This window comes from Streptomyces sp. NPDC086549 (assembly GCF_044746205.1).
Lineage (GTDB): Bacteria > Actinomycetota > Actinomycetes > Streptomycetales > Streptomycetaceae > Streptomyces.
Genome location: NZ_JBIVBS010000012.1, coordinates 183,837 through 200,159 on the forward strand (window position 1 = coordinate 183,837; position 16,323 = coordinate 200,159).

At 73.5% G+C, this 16,323-nt stretch carries 11 protein-coding genes and 1 pseudogene; 9 read left to right on the forward strand and 3 right to left on the reverse strand.

Annotated features, from left to right (window positions below; genetic code table 11):
* Positions 1-88 precede the first annotated feature (88 nt).
* Entirely contained in the window at positions 89-1,246 is a 1,158-nt protein-coding gene (locus tag ACIPSA_RS32615) for an ROK family transcriptional regulator (protein WP_402640955.1), read from the forward strand.
* Positions 1,247-1,440: 194 nt separating this feature from the next.
* Here the strand turns inward: ACIPSA_RS32615 and ACIPSA_RS32620 are convergent, their stop codons facing one another.
* Entirely contained in the window at positions 1,441-2,202 is a 762-nt protein-coding gene (locus ACIPSA_RS32620) for a GntR family transcriptional regulator (RefSeq protein WP_402640958.1), read from the reverse strand.
* A gap of 368 nt (positions 2,203-2,570) precedes the next feature.
* On the opposite strand from ACIPSA_RS32620, the gene ACIPSA_RS32625 reads away from it, so the two are divergent.
* The 6 genes from ACIPSA_RS32625 (at position 2,571) to ACIPSA_RS32650 (ending at position 12,129) form a co-directional block, all read left to right on the forward strand.
* A complete protein-coding gene (locus ACIPSA_RS32625; protein ID WP_402640961.1) occupies positions 2,571-3,218 on the forward strand; it encodes an NADPH-dependent F420 reductase in 648 nt (215 codons plus the stop codon).
* Between the two features lie 108 nt (positions 3,219-3,326).
* Positions 3,327-4,157, forward strand: coding sequence for an alpha/beta fold hydrolase (locus ACIPSA_RS32630; protein ID WP_402640964.1), 831 nt, complete (start codon positions 3,327-3,329; stop codon positions 4,155-4,157).
* Between the two features lie 616 nt (positions 4,158-4,773).
* A complete protein-coding gene (locus ACIPSA_RS32635; RefSeq protein ID WP_402640967.1) occupies positions 4,774-6,360 on the forward strand; it encodes an alkaline phosphatase D family protein in 1,587 nt (528 codons plus the stop codon).
* A gap of 142 nt (positions 6,361-6,502) precedes the next feature.
* On the forward strand, positions 6,503-7,933 hold the full coding sequence (locus ACIPSA_RS32640) for an SWIM zinc finger domain-containing protein (RefSeq protein ID WP_402640970.1): 1,431 nt from the start codon (positions 6,503-6,505) through the stop codon (positions 7,931-7,933).
* Positions 7,930-10,569, forward strand: a complete 2,640-nt coding sequence (locus ACIPSA_RS32645) for a DUF6493 family protein (protein WP_402640973.1) — start codon at positions 7,930-7,932, stop codon at positions 10,567-10,569. Before ACIPSA_RS32640 ends, ACIPSA_RS32645 begins: the two co-directional genes overlap by 4 nt.
* A gap of 123 nt (positions 10,570-10,692) precedes the next feature.
* Positions 10,693-12,129: a GNAT family N-acetyltransferase gene (locus ACIPSA_RS32650; RefSeq protein WP_402640976.1), complete on the forward strand. Its 1,437-nt coding sequence runs from the start codon at positions 10,693-10,695 to the stop codon at positions 12,127-12,129.
* 80 nt (positions 12,130-12,209) lie between these two features.
* Here ACIPSA_RS32650 and ACIPSA_RS32655 read toward each other — a convergent pair whose 3' ends face one another.
* Positions 12,210-13,415, reverse strand: a complete 1,206-nt coding sequence (locus ACIPSA_RS32655; protein WP_402640979.1) for a trans-sulfuration enzyme family protein — start codon at positions 13,413-13,415, stop codon at positions 12,210-12,212.
* 59 nt (positions 13,416-13,474) lie between these two features.
* Between ACIPSA_RS32655 and ACIPSA_RS32660 the strand changes: the two genes are divergently transcribed.
* Both ACIPSA_RS32660 and ACIPSA_RS32665 read left to right on the forward strand, forming a co-directional pair.
* Positions 13,475-13,978, forward strand: coding sequence for an Lrp/AsnC family transcriptional regulator (locus ACIPSA_RS32660; RefSeq protein ID WP_402640982.1), 504 nt, complete (start codon positions 13,475-13,477; stop codon positions 13,976-13,978).
* Positions 13,979-14,011: 33 nt separating this feature from the next.
* A complete protein-coding gene (locus ACIPSA_RS32665) occupies positions 14,012-15,703 on the forward strand; it encodes a DUF885 domain-containing protein (protein WP_402640985.1) in 1,692 nt (563 codons plus the stop codon).
* Between the two features lie 82 nt (positions 15,704-15,785).
* Here ACIPSA_RS32665 and ACIPSA_RS32670 read toward each other — a convergent pair.
* Positions 15,786-16,296: pseudogene (locus ACIPSA_RS32670) on the reverse strand (immunity 21 family protein).
* Between the last annotated feature and the right edge of the window lie 27 nt (positions 16,297-16,323).

Consider the following 16,323-nt stretch of genomic DNA (forward strand, 5'->3'; position numbering starts at 1 on the left):
CGTGGGTCCAGGGTGCCGGGCCCTCGCCGGGGACGCGCCGCGCCGAGTACGATCCGCCCAACACGCGCACGAGCTGGGAGGACGGACGTTGGGGCGGCTGACCGGCGGCGATCCCTCGCTGCTGCGAAGGATCAATTCCGCGGTGGTGCTGCACGCGCTGCGTGCCACGGACTGTGCGACGCTCACCGAGATCACCCGGGTGACCGGGCTGTCCCGGCCGACCGTCGAAGGCGTGGTCGAGGGGCTCATCGAGGCCGGTCTCGTCGTCGAGAAGGCGGCCGAGGAGGGCGCCGCCCGGCGTCAGGGCCGCCCGGCACGGCGGTTCCGGTTCCGGGCCGAGGCCGGGCACCTGCTGGGCCTGGAGATCGGGGCGCACCGCGTCGCCGCGCTCCTGGCCGACCTGGACGGCCGGGTGCTGGGCGCGCAGGCCAAGGACGTCGACGAGACGGCCGACGCGGACGAGCGCCTCGAGCGGCTGCGCACGGCCGTCGCCGAACTGCTGCGGCGGGCCGGGGTCGCGCGCGGCTCGCTGCGCGCGGTGGGGGTCGGGACGCCGGGGATCGTCGAGGCCGACGGGACCGTTCGGCTGGGCACCGCGCTGCCGCAGTGGACGGGCCTGCGGCTCGGGGAACGGCTCAGCCGCTCGTTCAAGTGCCCGGTCCTGGTGGAGAACGACGCCAACGCCGCGGCCGTCGCCGAGCACTGGAAGGGCTCCGCGACCGAGTCGGACGACGTCGTGATGGTGCTGGCCGGGCTGAGTCCGGGCGCCGGCTCGCTGATCGGCGGCCGGCTGCACCGCGGGTACGGCGGGGCGGCCGGTGAGATCGGCGCGCTGCACCTGCTGGGCCGGGAGGCGACCCCCGAGACGCTCCTGTCCACCACGGACGAGCCGCTGCACCCACTGGACGAGCAGGCGGTGGCCAAGGTGTTCGCGCTCGCGCGCGAGGGCGACAAGCGGGCGCGCGCGGCCGTCGACCGGTTCATCCAGCGGCTCGTCCACGACGTGGCGGCGCTCGTCCTGGCCCTCGACCCGGAGCTGGTCGTCATCGGCGGCTGGGCGGCCGGCCTGGACGGTGTGCTGGAGCCGCTGCGCCACGAACTCGCCCGCTACTGCCTGCGGCCCCCCAAGGTGACGCTCTCCCTCCTCGGCGAGGCCGCCGTGGCCACGGGCGCCCTGCGGCTCGCCCTCGACCACGTGGAGGAGCAACTGTTCGCGGTGGAGAGCACGGTGACCGCGCGGCGCTGACCCCGGGGCGACGAGATTCTCCACGCGGCTCCAGGTGAAGCCCAGCACGCGCCACAGCGGCGGATCGGCCGCCGAAGGCGGTCAGGTTTTCCGTGCGGCTGCATGAGAAACGCGCCGTGCCCCGGAGGAGTTCCGGGGCACGGCTGGTGCGGCTCCGAGCAGGACCGGTGGCGGCCCTGGAGCGGGGAGACGGCCTACGAGGCCTGCCGCTCGGGTCCGTGGTGGATCTCCACTCCGCCGGAGTCGCCGAAGGTCAGCCGGCAGGTGTCCGCGCGGTACGTGGCCACGGAGAGTGCCGCGGTGCGTCCCTGGGTGAAGAAGCGGGTGGTGACGACGAGCACGGGCGCCCCGGGGAGCCGGTCGAGTTCCTTGGCGTCGTCGGCGCGGGCCGAGCCGAGCTCCACGGCGCGGTCCTGACCTTCCAGGTCCAGGCGCTGCAGCTCGCGCAGCACCGCACGCGCGCGTGCCGGGCCGGACGGCGCGTCGATCGCGCTCAGGTCGGGCACCGAGGAGGCCGGGATGTAGAGCAGTTCGGCGGCGACCGGCTGGCCGTGGGAGACACGGGAGCGGCGCACGGTGTGCACGGGTTCCTCGGGGTCGGTCCCCAGGGCGGCGGCGACGGCCGCGGGCGGCACCGCCTGCGTGCTGTCGACGGGCTGCCAGGCGTCACCGGCGGCGCCCGGCCAGGCGTGCTGCTCGGTACCGACGGCCACGCCGACACGGGGCGGGGCGACGGTCGTACCGACACCGCGGCGGCGCTGGAGCCGGCCCTCCAGTTCGAGCTGTTCCAGGGCTTGGCGGAGCGTGGCACGGGCCACCCCGAAGCGAGCGGCGAGGTCGCGCTCGTTGGGCAGGATCTCGCCGACCGAGAACTCGGAGTCCAGTGCCTCACTGAGCACGGTCTTGAGGTGCCAGTACTTCGGTTCCGGCACCGATTCCAGCTGCGTGGTCCCCACCCTGTCCTCCGCAATCGCCGTGGTCCGGCGGCGTTTTAGCGCCCTTGTTTATTAAAGGTTGTTGCACTTATCTGCGACCATAGGACGGCCCCCACCCTTGGTCAAGACCAATCCTCGATCCCTTACGCAACGCACAGGCCGTGTACCGCGGAGCGTTCACGAGGCGTTCTCACGGGGCCATGTCCGTGACACCGGCGCGACTCGGAGACAGGCTGACCCCGGGCCCGGCAGCGACATCGGCCCGTCGAGGTCGCCCTGCCGACACATCCCGTGCCGTCCGGGCGGAATCGACCCGTCCGGGGGCTCGCGCGGACCAGAATGACCGGCGGACCGCCGGTGGTCGGCGGATCGCGCACGGGAGGTGGCCGATGCGGTACGCGGTTCTGGGCACGGGCGAGGTGGGCCGCACGCTGGGCGGCAAGCTGGCGGAGCTGGGTCACGAGGTGACTCTGGGGTCGCGCACGAAGGACAATCCGACCGCCCTGGAGTGGGCCGCAGGCGCCGGGGGGAGCGCCGGCACGTTCGCGGAGGCGGCCGCGGCCGCCGAGGTGGTGGTGAACGCCGTGGGCGGCCGGGTGGCACTGGCAGCGCTGGAGGCGGCCGGGGTGGCGAACCTCGACGGCAAGGTGATCGTGGACGTGTCCAACCCCCTGGCGATCGAGGAGGGGCAGCTGCGTCTGGACCCGGTGGAGTCGGACAGTGTGGGTGAGCAGATCCAGCGGGCCTTCCCGCACGCGCGCGTGGTGAAGACGCTGAACACGGTCAACTGCCAGGTGATGGTGGATCCGGCGCGGGTGCCGGGCGAGCACCAGATGTTCGTCTGCGGTGAGGACGCCGGCGCCAAGGAAGAGGTGACGGCCTTGCTCGGGGAGTTCGGCTGGCCGGCGCACCGGGTGCTGGACCTGGGCGGCATCCGGGCGGCGCGGTCCCTGGAGATGTACCTGCCGCTCTGGGTGAATGTGTACCAGAGTCTCGGGCACGCCGACTTCAACCTGGAGGTGCGCCGGGCGCGTTGACGGCCGGGCCACGGCGCGACACGCCATAGCTTGGGGCTACCCGCCGGTAGCAATTGCTGACAAGCTGTCTACGGCGTCGATCGGCCAGTCCAGACGAGGAGCACCCCCATGTCCGCCACCGTCTCCTTCAAGGTCCCCACCTCGCAGGGACCGCGCCCGGTGACCGTCTCCTACGCGCGCGTGGGAGACGGCGAACCGCTGGTCCTGCTGCACGGCATCGGCCACCACCGGCAGGCCTGGGACCCCGTGGTGGACATCCTCGCGGCCGAGCGCGATGTGATCGCCGTGGACCTTCCCGGCTTCGGCGCGTCCCCCGGCCTGCCGGACGGCCTCACCTACGACCTGCCCACCACCAACACCGTGCTCGGCGCCCTGTTCGAGGCACTGGAGCTGGACCGCCCGCACGTGGCGGGCAACTCGCTGGGCGGCCTGCTGGCCCTGGAGCTGGGCCGCGAGCAGCTCGTACGGTCGGTCACCGCCCTCTCCCCCGCCGGATTCTGGTCGGAGGCCGAACGGCGCTACGCCTTCGGCGTTCTGCTCACGATGCGGCAGATCTCGCAGCGGCTCCCCCTGCCGCTGGTCGAGCGGCTGTCCCGCACGGCGGCCGGCCGGACCGCCCTGACGAGCACGATCTACGCCCGCCCCGCCCGTCGTTCGCCCGAGGCGGTGGTCGCCGAGACGCTCGCGCTGGCGCAGGCCACCGGGTTCGACGCGACCCTGCGGGCCGGCGCCTCCGTCCAGTTCACCCACGACCTCCCCGGGATCCCGGTCACCGTGGGCTGGGGCACCAGGGACTGGCTGCTGGTGCGCCGCCAGGGCGTCCGTGCCAAGCAGGTCATCCCGCGGGCCCGGCTGGTGCGGCTCCCCGGCTGCGGGCACTGCCCGATGAACGACGACCCCGCGCTCGTCGCGCGCGTCATCCTCGACGGCAGCCGCTGACCGGCGCCGGACCCCGCTCCACGCGCCCGACCCCAGGCGACCCCGGCACCGGCCAGGACGCTGCCCGCGGCCTGGCCGACACCGTAGGGGCCGGTTCCGGCGAACGGGGCGGTGGAGGCGGCCGCCACGGGGGGATGAGCCCGGAGAGCAGCGTGGCGCGCTCCGCGCCGATCCGCTGCACGCCCACGCCGGCCCGCACGCCATCGCCGAACTGCTTGAGCGGTACGGGCCCGACGAACGCTTCCTGGAACGGATCGCCGCCACCGCAGTCGCGGTGCGTCCGCTCAGCACCTGCGCACACGCGCGCGCCGACGATTCCGGGGTGCGGCTGGTCCTGGGGTACGCGCACGCGCATCTGTCACCGGCGCGGATCCGGGCGGGCGTGCGGCTGATGGCCGAGGCACTCGCCGTGCAACGGCCGGGGCGCTCACTGTGCGACGGCCGGGGCGTCCGCCGTACGACGGCCAGGGCGGCCGGCGCCCTCCGATGCGCACGTCGGGTCCCCTGCCGATGCGGTCAGTTGTTCACTTGTGGTTTCCGTGTGCGCTGCGGCGCACCAGTAGTTGTGACAGTGCACATTGGCCGGATCCCGTACCGGAGTACTGGAGGCACATCGATGTCACACCGTCCGTTCCCCGGCCGCCGCAGCGTCCTGCGCGGCTCCCTGGCCGCGTCGGCGGCCCTGACCCTGCCCACAGCCCTCGGCGCGGCACCGGCATTCGCCCTGTCCGGGCGCCCCGAGGCGGGCTGGGGCGTGCAGGCGGGCGACGTGACCTCCGACTCCGGTCTGGTGTGGGTGCGTTCGGACCGGCCCGCCCGGATGATCGTGGAGACGTCGGCCACCGAGTCGTTCCGCAACCCGCACAGATGGCACGGTCCGCTGCTGGGCCAGGACACCGACTTCACCGGCACCACCCGGGTGTGCGGCCTGCCGTCCGGCGAGCAGATCCACTACCGCGTCCTGCTCGCCGACCCGGACGACCCGCGGCGCGCCGGCGAGCCGGTGGCGGGCACCTTCCGCACCGTGTCCGCGCACCGGCGCCACGGGGTGCGGTTCCTGTGGTCCGGCGACCTGGCTGGCCAGGGCTGGGGCATCAACCCCGACCTCGGCGGCTACCGGATCTACGACGCGATGGCGAAGCTCGACCCGGACTTCTTCATCTGCAGCGGCGACAACATCTACGCCGACGGACCGATCTCGGCGACCCAGGCCCTGCCGGACGGCGGCACCTGGCGGAACATCACCACCGAGGAGAAGGCGAAGGTCGCCGAGACCCTCGCCGAGTACCGCGGCAACTTCCGCTACAACCTGCTCGACGAGAACCTCAGGCGGTTCAACGCGCAGGTCCCGTCCGTCATCCAGTGGGACGACCACGAGGTGCGGAACAACTGGTACCCGGGCGAGGTGATCGCCGACTCGGACACCCGCTACACCGAGAAGAGCATCGACGTCCTGGCGGCGCGCGCCCGGCGGGCGTTCAGCGAGTACTTCCCGCTCTCGACGCTGCGGCCCGGCTCGACGGAGGGCCGCGTCCACCGCGTCCTGCGCCAGGGTCCGCTGCTCGACGTGTTCGTCCTGGACATGCGGACCTACCGCAACGCCAACTCCCCCGACAACCAGACCGTGGACCCGCAGGGCATCCTGGGCCGCGAGCAGCTGGAGTGGCTCAAGCGGGAGCTGTCCCGGTCGCGGGCGGTGTGGAAGGTGATCGCCGCCGACATGCCGCTCGGCCTGGTCGTGCCCGACCCCATGGAGGGCAAGCCGAACATCGAGGCGGTGGCGCAGGGCGACCCGGGCGCGCCGCTGGGGCGTGAGCTGCAGATCGCCGAGCTGCTGCGGTACATCAAGCACCGGCGGATCACGGGCACGCTCTGGCTCACGGCCGACGTGCACCACACCTCCGCCCAGCACTACCAGCCGTCGCGGGCCGCGTTCACGGACTTCGAACCGTTCTGGGAGTTCGTCTCCGGACCGCTCAACGCCGGTGCCTTCCCCGCCAACGCCCTCGACAACACCTTCGGTCCGGAGCGGGTGTTCGTGAAGGCACCGACCGCGTCGAACGTCTCACCCGCCGGCGGCTACCAGTTCTTCGGCGAGGTCGACATCGACGGCGACAGCGGTGAGCTGACGGTGCGGCTGCGCGAGCAGGACGGCACCGTGCTGTTCACGCAGACGCTGCAGCCGGGCCTGGTCGGCCAGTAACTCCCGTACCCTTTCCCTGTGCCGCGCACCGGCGTCATCCCCTGGTGCGCGGCACGGCCGCTCCGGCCCTCAACTCCCCCCGCCGCGGTGCGTTTTCGCAGGTCAGAGCCGGTTGTCAGTGGTCGCCTCTACGGTTTTTCCCATGACGCGATCTGTACAGGCCGTGGCCTATCGCCAACCCTCCGTGCTGGAATCCTCGGCAGACGGACGCCACCTCGGACTGGAGACCTCCCGGGGTGCGACACCCACCGGCGTCCAGGACCATCCGCGGTTCTTCGCGGGATTCCTGACCTCTCCCCAGGTCGCCGCCGCCGGGCTGCTCGCGGTGGCCGACGTGGCGGCCGCGCGCTACTACCAGCCGCAGCTGCGCGCCTCGCTCGACCCGGTGGTGACCGGCAACGGCGACCGGCTGCGCTTCGAGTCCTTCTCCGGCTGCGGCGGGGTGTACGCCCGCCTGGACGTCCTCGGCCCCGGCCTCGACGGCGGCGAGGTGGGCCACGGCACGACGAACGTCGACGTCAACAACCCCCTGCGCGAGGCCCTGTCCCGGATCGGCACGGCCGACCCGCTCCATCTCCGCGTGGGCCCTGAAGAGCTGGCCGTCACCACGCTGGACGGGCCGGTGGTCGAGAAGAAGGTGCCGCTTCCGGACCGGTGGCTGCGCGGGTTCGCGGAGGCCCAGGTCATAGCGGCCGGGTTCGATCTGCGAGCCGAGCTTCCCGCGGACGAGGCGGTGCGGTTCCTGCGCGGGCTGCCCCGGGCCGGCGGGGCGGGGCGTGCCGCGGGCGGTCCGCGCTGGGTGGTGCCGGTGGGCCGCGGGCTGCGGCCCACGACCCGGCCGGTGCCGGGCGCGGTGTGCCTGCCCGGCCCCGAGCGGCTGGCCGCGCTCCAGCGGGTCCTGCGGCACGCGACGGCCCTGCGGGTGTACGGCCCCGCGGTCACCGGCGCCGCGGCCGGGGCCGGGGCCGGCGCCTCCGGCACGGCCGCCGCCTGGGAGGCCGTTCTGCCGGGCATGCGGCTCACGCTCACGCTGTCGCCCGACGCGTCACGCGGATTCTCCGGCGAGGGCGGCGTCCTGGACGCGCTGGCCACCGACGAAGCCGCCGAGGACGCGGAGCTGATCGAGGTGCTTCTGGCGTGGGAGCCGCGCGTCGACGTCGCCGACCTCGCCGACGCCTCCGGTCTCACCGCCGAGCGGGTCCGCGCGGCCCTGGTCCGCCTCGGCACCTCCGGTCGCGTCGGCTACGACACCGCGGAGGCCGCCTACTTCCACCGTGAGCTGCCGTACGACGCCGGGCGCGTCGAGCGCCACAATCCGCGGCTGCGCTCGGCCCGTGCGCTGGTGGAGGCGGGTGCGGTGGCGCTGGACGGGCCCCTGGGGACGGTGACCGCCGAGGACGGGCATGTGCACCGGGTGCGCGACGAGGCGGGGGTGCTCAGCTGCAGCTGTCTGTGGTGGGCGAAGTACCGGGGCGGGCGCGGGCCGTGCAAGCACGCGCTGGCGGTGCGGATGGTGCGGCGGGGCGCCGCTGTGGGGCTGGACTTCGCGGGAGTCGAGGGGGGTGCGCGATGAGTTCGCTGATCGAGGCCGTGCGGGCCGGGCGGGTGGAGGACACGCTGCGTCTGGTGAAGCGGATGTCGGATGCCGAACGGCGGTCGGTGCTGCCCGAGTTGAGAGCGCTCCGCAAGGAGGGGAGGACCGCTCCCTGGGGCATCGGGTCCCGCAACACCCATCCCGCGCTGCATGCGGCCGGGGCGGCGTGCCACACGGGCGCGGCGGCCGCCGCAAGCTGGCTGTCGGCGTCCGACATGCGCTGGTGGCGGGCGTCGCCCGAGACGCTGCTGCGCGCGCTGGAGGGCCGTGACGCGGGGTGGCTGGCCGATGTGGCGCAGCGGCTCGCGCAACGGCCCGTGTCCGCGGACGTGCCGTACGAGCTGATGTCGGGGCTCGCGCACCGCGCGGGCTGCGACGTTCCGGTGACGGACGCCTATGTGGTCGGCTGGATCCGGCACGTCAGCGCAAGTCGGCAGCGGGGCACCCTCGTCGATCTGCTGCGCCGGGAACAGGACCTGGCCCGGCTCGTGCCCGGTCTCTTCGTACTCACGGACCTCAGGGACATCCGCTGGCTCCTCGGCGACGGACCGGGCTCGTGGCAGCACGCCATCGCGGAGCTCGCCGGGGACGGCACCCTGGACCGCAAGACCGTGGTCGACGCGTGTGTCGCCCGCCTCCTGCGCGGCGGCGGCCCCACCGACCACCGGGTGTTCCTCCCCCTGCTTGTCCGGCTCGGTCTCACCCGGGAGGAGGAGCGGGAGCGGACCGCCGACTGGGTCGCCCTGGCCCGCGACGCCGCCTCCCCCGTCGCCTCCCACGCCCAGTCGGTCCTCGCCTCCCACACGCTGGACGGGGAGCTGACCACGGGCCTGCTGGCCGAGGCGTCCGAAGGCGTGCTGTTCCGCACCGAGAAGAAGCTGGTGCGGGCCCAGCTCGTGCTGCTCGGCAAGGTGCTGGCCCGCGATCCGTCCGCGGCGGCGGAGCTGCTGCCCGTCGTGGCCCAGGCGTTCGGGCACGAGGACACCGACGTGCAGGAACGGGCACTCAAGCTGGTCGAACGCCACACGAAGAAACTCGACTCCGACGACCTGCGAGCCGAACTCGCGCACGCGACGGAACAGTTGACCCCCTCTCTGCGCACCCGCGCGGCGGATGCCCTGGGCATCACGGCGGTGGACCCGGCACCGGCGGTGTACGAGGACGTGCTGCCGCCCGCCCCGGAGCCGGTGCGGCTCGCGCCGGCGCCCGGGACGGCGGTCGAACTGGCCGAAGAGGTGGGGGCGCTGCTGGCGTCCGGCGGTGACGTGGCCGCGTTCGAGCGGGTGCTGGACGGCCTGGTGCGCCAGGCGTACCAGAACCCAGACGCCCTGCTGGACGCGCTCGACCCGGTGACCGGCCGACGCTGGTGGCACACCGCGGAATCGGGTCAGTGGCGGCACGCGAACTCGTACTTCAACGTCCACAACGAGCTGGGCGGCGCCCAGGACGGTCTCGACCTCCTCCTCGCGACGTTGTGGGGAAGAGTGGAGACCGCCACGCTCCACCGCGGGCTCCGCAGCGACTCGACCGGTCGCGGCTGCGTACACGACGGCCTCTCCCAGGTGTTCGGCGCCCGACTGCGGGAGGTGGCGTACCGGCTCCGCACCGACCCGCTGCCGCTGCTGCTGTCGACGCCCACCTGGAGCACGGGACTCCTGGAGCCGGACGAGCTGGTGGACCGCCTCGACACCTACCGGCGCCTGGACGCCCGCGTCTCGGCGGCCGACTTCGCGCAGGCGCTCCTGCGGGTGCGTCGCACGGACCCCACGGCGGCCGCCGCGGCGGCACGGCGGGCGGCGGCACTCGGCACCGTGGAGGGCGACCGGCTCGCCCGCCGGCTGTCCTCGAAGGGGCCCGAGCTGCCCCTGGCCAGGCGCCGGACCTCGGCGACCCGGATCGTGGTCGAGCTGGGCGAACTTCCCGACCTCCAGGCGGACCTTCCCGCGGAGTACCGAAGGCTCGGCCGTCCGCTGACCGCATACGGGGAGGGCTCGTACTGCTCCCACTGGAGCCACGAGATACGGCAGCACTGGCTGGCCGCACTCCCGGAGCAGCGCGAACTGGTGGCGGCACGGATGGTGCACGACCTCTCCAGGGCTGCCGTGAACGACACCCGGGGCCCCGTCGGCGTCCTCCCGCTGCTGGCCGAGTCCGGCGGCGAGGCGGGCGACAGCGTGCACCTGTGTGTGGCGTACGGGCTGGGCGCCCGGCAGTCGGAGGACCGGCTCGCCGCCGTGGACGCGCTGCTGGTGCTCGCCTCGCGCGGACAGCTCGACACGGCGCGGCTGGGCTCGGACCTCGGCGTGCTGGTCCACTGCGGCGCGGTGAAGCCGCTCCGGCTCGCCGAGTCGGCCCGGACGGCGGCGGCCACGGGGGCGAACGCGACGATCTGGGAGATGCTCCGCCACACCCTCCCCGTGCTGCTCGCGGACCCAGCCACCGCGTCGCCCCGTGGGCTCGGGGACCTGCTGGCTGTGGCCGCCGAGTGCGCCGAGCGGTCCGGGGCACGCGGCGAACTGCCGCACCTCGCCCAGGCCGCCGCCCGGCCCGGTTCGTCCCGGCTGGCGACCCAGGCCCGGCGGCTGCGTGACGCCCTGGCCGCCTCCGCCCAGTAGCCGCTTCCGCCCGGTATTGGAAAGAACAATAAAAAAGGGGCAGAAGCATGCTTTACCCATCGGTCACAGTTCGTTCGTGATCACGCAACACCGTTCCTTCACAGTGGCTGCATGAATCGAGGAATGTCTGATGTGACGCGGGCGAAGCACGGGCGTCCCGTGCACCACTGGCGACGGGACGTCGTCGAACTCGCCGCTCTCTTCACCGCCGTCGCGGTGGCGGACGCGGCGGCGAACCTGATCGGTCACGGCCCCGACGGCCCGGCACTGCTGGTGATCTCGGCGGTCGTACTGGCCGCGACGGCGGGGTTCCACATCTGGTGGGCACGACGCCACGGTCACGCACCGCCGACGAGCGATACCAGTGCCCGGCCGTTCGCCGCGGGGCGGCAGGCCGGGCCGTCCGACGAGCCCCGGGTGGCATCCGGGGCCGGGACCGGGTCGAGCACGCTGTGGCGGATGCGGACGACGGTGAGGGACGAACCGGGGTCGCTGGCCGCGCTGTGCGCGGCTCTCGCCGGGCAGCGGGTCGACATCCTGAGCCTGCAGACGCATCCACTCGCCGAGGGCACGGTGGACGAGTTCCTGCTGCGCGCCCCGGGAGAGCTGCCGGCCGCGGAGATCAGCCGGGCGGTCTCGGTGGCCGGGGGCACCGGCACCTGGATGGAGCGGGCCGACGCGCACGACCTGGTGGACGCCCCGACCCGGGTCCTGGGTCTCGCGGCACGCACCGCGCTGGACGCGGCGGAACTCCCGCTGGCGCTGCGGCAGTTGCTGGGACGGTGCACGATCCGGTCGCTGCCTGCCAAGCCGGTCGGCGGCGGCCGCGCACCGGAGGGAGTGCCGGTCGAGGGTGTGCTGGAGGACACGGTGATGCGGCTGCGGGCGCCGGAAGGCGGAGTGATCACCGTGGAGCGGCCGTATCTGCCGTTCACCCCGACCGAGTTCGCGCGGGCGCGGGCGCTGGTGGAGCTGGACGCCCGGCTCGGCCCGCGCATCCCGCGCAGCCAGGACGTGCTGACGCTGCCCGAGGGCAGCGCGATCACCGTGCGCCGGGCCGACACGAGCGACGTCGCCGCGGCGAAGGCGATGCACGAGCGGTGCTCGGCGCGGACGCTCGGCATGCGGTACCACGGGCCGGTCGGCGACGCGGACCGCTATCTGAACCATCTGCTCAGCCCGCGCTTCGGGCGGACGCTCACCGTGCAGACCGCGTCGGGCCGCGTCGTCGGCCTCGGCCATCTGCTGTGGGACGGCGACGAGACGGAGGTCGCGCTGCTGGTCGAGGACGAGTGGCAGCACCGCGGCATCGGCGGCGAGTTGCTGGGCCGTCTGGTGGCGATGGCGGTCGAGGCGGGCTGCGAGAGCGTGTACGCCGTCACGCAGGCGTCCAACACCGGCATGGTCGCCGCGATGCGCGGCCTGGGCCTCCCCCTCGACTACCAGATCGAGGAGGGCACCCTGGTGATCACCGCCCGCCTGGACGCCGCTCCGGCCGCCTCCCGCCTGCCGTACGGCAGCAGGCAGGAGCAGTTCGGCGGGCCGGTCGGCCGGGACTGAGCATGCGAGCGACCGCCTGATCGGCACGGCCCGGCGGCACGGCACCCGCCGGGCCGTTCGTCCGCCGCCCGCAGCAGACCTCAGCCCACGGCCTCCCGGAGCCCCACGGGCGACGGCACCTGCGCGCCCGCTCCCAGCGCGGCGTCCAGATCCGCCCACAGATCCTCGACGTCCTCCAGCCCCACCGACATCCGGAGCAGCCGGTCGCTCACCCCCGCACCGCGCCGGTCGTCCGCGTCCACGATGCGGTGGCTGATGGACGCCGGATGCTGGATCAGGGTGTCGACACTGCCCAGGCTCACGGCCGGGGTGATCAGCCGGACCCGGGCGATGACCTCGTGTGGGTCCCCGTGGACCTCGAAGGCGATCATCGCGCCGCCGATCCGCGGATAGTGGACGCGGGCGACACGCGGGTCGGCGGCGAGGCGCCGGGCCAGCTCGGCGGCGCTCGCGGAGGCGGCGCGTACCCGCACCGGCAGCGTGGACAGCCCTCTCAACAGCAGATAGCCCGCCAGCGGATGCAGCACGCCACCCGTGGCGAACCGTATCTGCCGGAGCTGTCGCGCGAACTCCTCGTCACAGGCCACCACTCCCGCGAGCACATCGCCGTGACCGCCCAGATACTTGGTGGCGCTGTGCAGCACGAGCCGGGCGCCCCGCTCGGCCGGCCGCTGGAGCACGGGCGTGGCGAAGGTGTTGTCGGCGAGCAGCGGCACCGAGCCGCAGGCGTGGGCGACGGCCCGCAGATCGAGCTCGGCCAGCGTGGGATTCGCCGGGGTCTCGACCATCACCAGCCCGGTGTCCGGGCGCAGCGCGGCCGTGATGCCGGCCGGGTCGGTCCAGGTCACCTCCGTGCCGAGCAGTCCGGCGGTGAGCAGGTGGTCGCTGCATCCGTAGAGGGGGCGTACGGCCACGACGTGGCGCAGGCCCGTCGAGGACCGTGCGAGGAGGACCGCGCTCAGCGCGGCCATGCCGCTGGCGAACGCGACCGCCGACTCGGTGCCCTCCAGCCGGGCCAGGGCGGTCTCGAACCGGGCCACGGTCGGATTGCCCAGCCGTCCGTACACCGGCGGCCCGTCCAGCTGGGCGCCGGTGGCGGCGAAGGCGTCGATCCGGGCGGCCTCGGCCCGGCTGTCGTAGGAGGGGTAGGTGGTGGAAAGGTCGATGGGCGGGGCGTGCAGACCCTGCCGGGCGAGGTCGTCACGGCCGGCGTGTACGGCCTCGGTGGCCAGTGCCCTGGATGCGGTGCGTACGGCGTCGTAGGCACCCTTGCTCGCTGAGTCCATGGGCAGAGGGTGAACACCGAACGGGTCACAAGAATCGAACACCGTGCTACGTTCGGCCAATGGCCGAATCTGTCGTACTGGATCCGGTGGACCTCCATCTGCTGCGGCTGCTGCAGAACGACGCCCGGACCACCTACCGTGACCTCGCCGCCCAGGTGGGCGTCGCGCCGTCGACGTGTCTGGACCGGGTGGCCCGGCTGCGCCGCTCGGGCGTGATCCTCGGGCACCAGCTCCGGCTCGATCCGGCCAAGTTGGGGCGCGGTCTGGAGGCGCTGCTGTCGGTGCAGGTGCGGCCGCACCGCCGGGAGCTGGTGGGACCGTTCGTGGAGCGGATCCGCGCGCTGCCGGAGTCGCGGACGGTGTTCCACCTCACCGGGCCCGACGACTACCTCGTCCACGTGGCGGTGTCGGACATGGCGGACCTCCAGCGGCTGGTCCTCGACGAGTTCACCGCGCATCGCGAAGTGGCCCGCGTGGAGACCCGGTTGATCTTCCAGCAGTGGGAGTGCGGCCCCCTGCTGCCGCCGGACACGCCCACGCCTGAATCGGCACCGTATACGTGACGCGGACATGGTCGCCGTATGAGGATGGGCGCCATGTCTGAGACCAAGAGCCCGCTGCCCCGTGCGATCGCCGACGCCTATGTCGACCAGCTCATCGCCCTCGACCCGATCACCGGTACGTACCTCGGCGTGAAGGAGAGTTCGAGCAGGCTGCCGGACTTGTCTCCGGCCGGTCAGGAGGCCCTGGCGGAGCTGGCGCGGACCACGCTCGCGAAGCTGGACGAGGCCGAGCGGCAGCCCGGTGCGGACAGCGACGTGGAGCGGCGCTGCGGACGTCTGCTGCGTGAGCGGCTCACCGCCGAACTCGCGATGCGCGAGGCCGAGGAGGGCCTGCGCGCGGTCGGCAACCTGCACACGCCCGCGCACTCGGTGCGCGACGTGTTCGCCGTGACGCCGGCACAGACGGACGAGGACTGGGCGGCGATCGCCGAGCGGTTGCGCGCGGTGCCGGCCGCGCTGGCCGGCTACCGCGAGTCCCTCGCGCTCGGTCTGGAACGGAAGCTGTACGCCGCTCCGCGCCCGACCGCCACCTTCGTCGACCAGCTCACCGAGTGGTCGGACACCGACGGCGAGGGCCTCGGCTGGTTCGAGGACTTCGCCTCGGCCGGGCCCGAGACGCTGCGGGCGGAGCTGGACGAGGCCGCGCGGGGCGCGACCGCGGCCGTCGTGGAGCTGCGGGACTGGATGCGGGACGTCTACGCACCGGCCGTCGAGGGCTCCGCGAACACGGTGGGCCGCGAGCGGTACGCGCGCTGCGCGCGCTACTTCAACGGCACGGACCTGGACCTGGACGAGGCGTACGCGTACGGCTGGTCCGAGTTCCACCGCATTCTCGGCGAGATGAAGCATGAGGCCGAGAAGATCCTGCCGGGCGCCGAGACGCCGTGGGTGGCGCTGGCACACCTCGACGAGCACGGCACGCACATCGAGGGCGTCGACGAGGTCCGCGAGTGGCTGCAGGGCCTGATGGACCAGGCGATCGCGGACCTGGACGGCACGCACTTCGAACTCGCCGAACGGGTGCGGAAGGTGGAGTCGCGCATCGCGCCGCCCGGAGGCGCGGCGGCCCCGTACTACACGCCCCCGTCGGAGGACTTCTCCCGCCCCGGCCGCACCTGGCTGCCGACGATGGGCCAGACCCGGTTCCCGGCGTACGACCTGGTGTCGACCTGGTACCACGAGGGCGTGCCCGGTCACCACCTCCAGCTCGCGCAGTGGGCGCACGTCGCCGGGAACCTCTCCCGCTACCAGGCGACCGTCGGCGGGGTCAGCGCGAACGCGGAGGGCTGGGCGCTGTACGCGGAGCGCCTGATGGACGAGCTCGGCTATCTCACGGACCCCGAGCACCGCCTCGGCTACCTCGACGCGCAGATGATGCGCGCGGCCCGGGTGATCGTCGACATCGGCATGCACCTGGAGCTGGAGATCCCGGCGGACTCACCCTTCCACCCGGGTGAGCGCTGGACGCCGGAGCTGGCCCAGGAGTTCTTCGGCGCGCACAGCAGCCGCCCGGCGGACTTCGTGGAGAGCGAACTGACCCGTTACCTGACCATGCCGGGCCAGGCGATCGGCTACAAGCTCGGGGAGCGGGCCTGGCTGCAGGGCCGGGAGAACGCGCGCGAGCGGCACGGCGAGGCCTTCGACCTGAAGGCCTGGCACATGGCGGCCCTCTCGCAGGGTTCGCTGGGCCTGGACGACCTGGTGGACGAGCTGTCCCAGCTCTGAGCGACCGGGTGATCGGCTGACCGGCGGCGCCCACGACGCCCACGACGCCCTCGTGGACGCCGCCGGTCAGCGGCCCGCTCCCTCAGTGCGGGAGCCGCCGCAGCTGGACGAGCCCGACCCAGGTCTCCGGTCCCGGCCTGGAGTGGGCGGCGCGCACCCGGGCCCGGTTCCAGCGGGACACGCAGGTGCTCCGTGTGCTCGGTGTCGTTGCCGGACCAGGCCGAGTCGAACAGGACGACCGGGCCGGGCACGTCCCAGCGCACCTCGTCCTGCCACACCGCCGCGTCGAGGGCGGCGGGGACGCCGGCCAGCAGCTCGTCCTCGGAGTTCGCGGCACTCCACCGTACGAAGGTGCCGTGGTCGGCCAGGAAGGAGGTGGAGGCCGATTCGTCGCCGAGCACCAGGGCCGCGCTGTCCCCGACGGGGAGCAGGCCGACGTAACCGTCGACCTCGCACGCCCGGTCGTAGTCCGTGTCCATGTCCTCGCCGTCGGCTCCCGCCCAGAACGGCAGCACCGCCTCCGGGACGACTATCAGCGGGCCGCCGCCCGACTCCACCCACTCCACCGCGCCTGGATCCGCGTATCGCGCCAGGGCCGAACCTACACGGACGGCATCGGG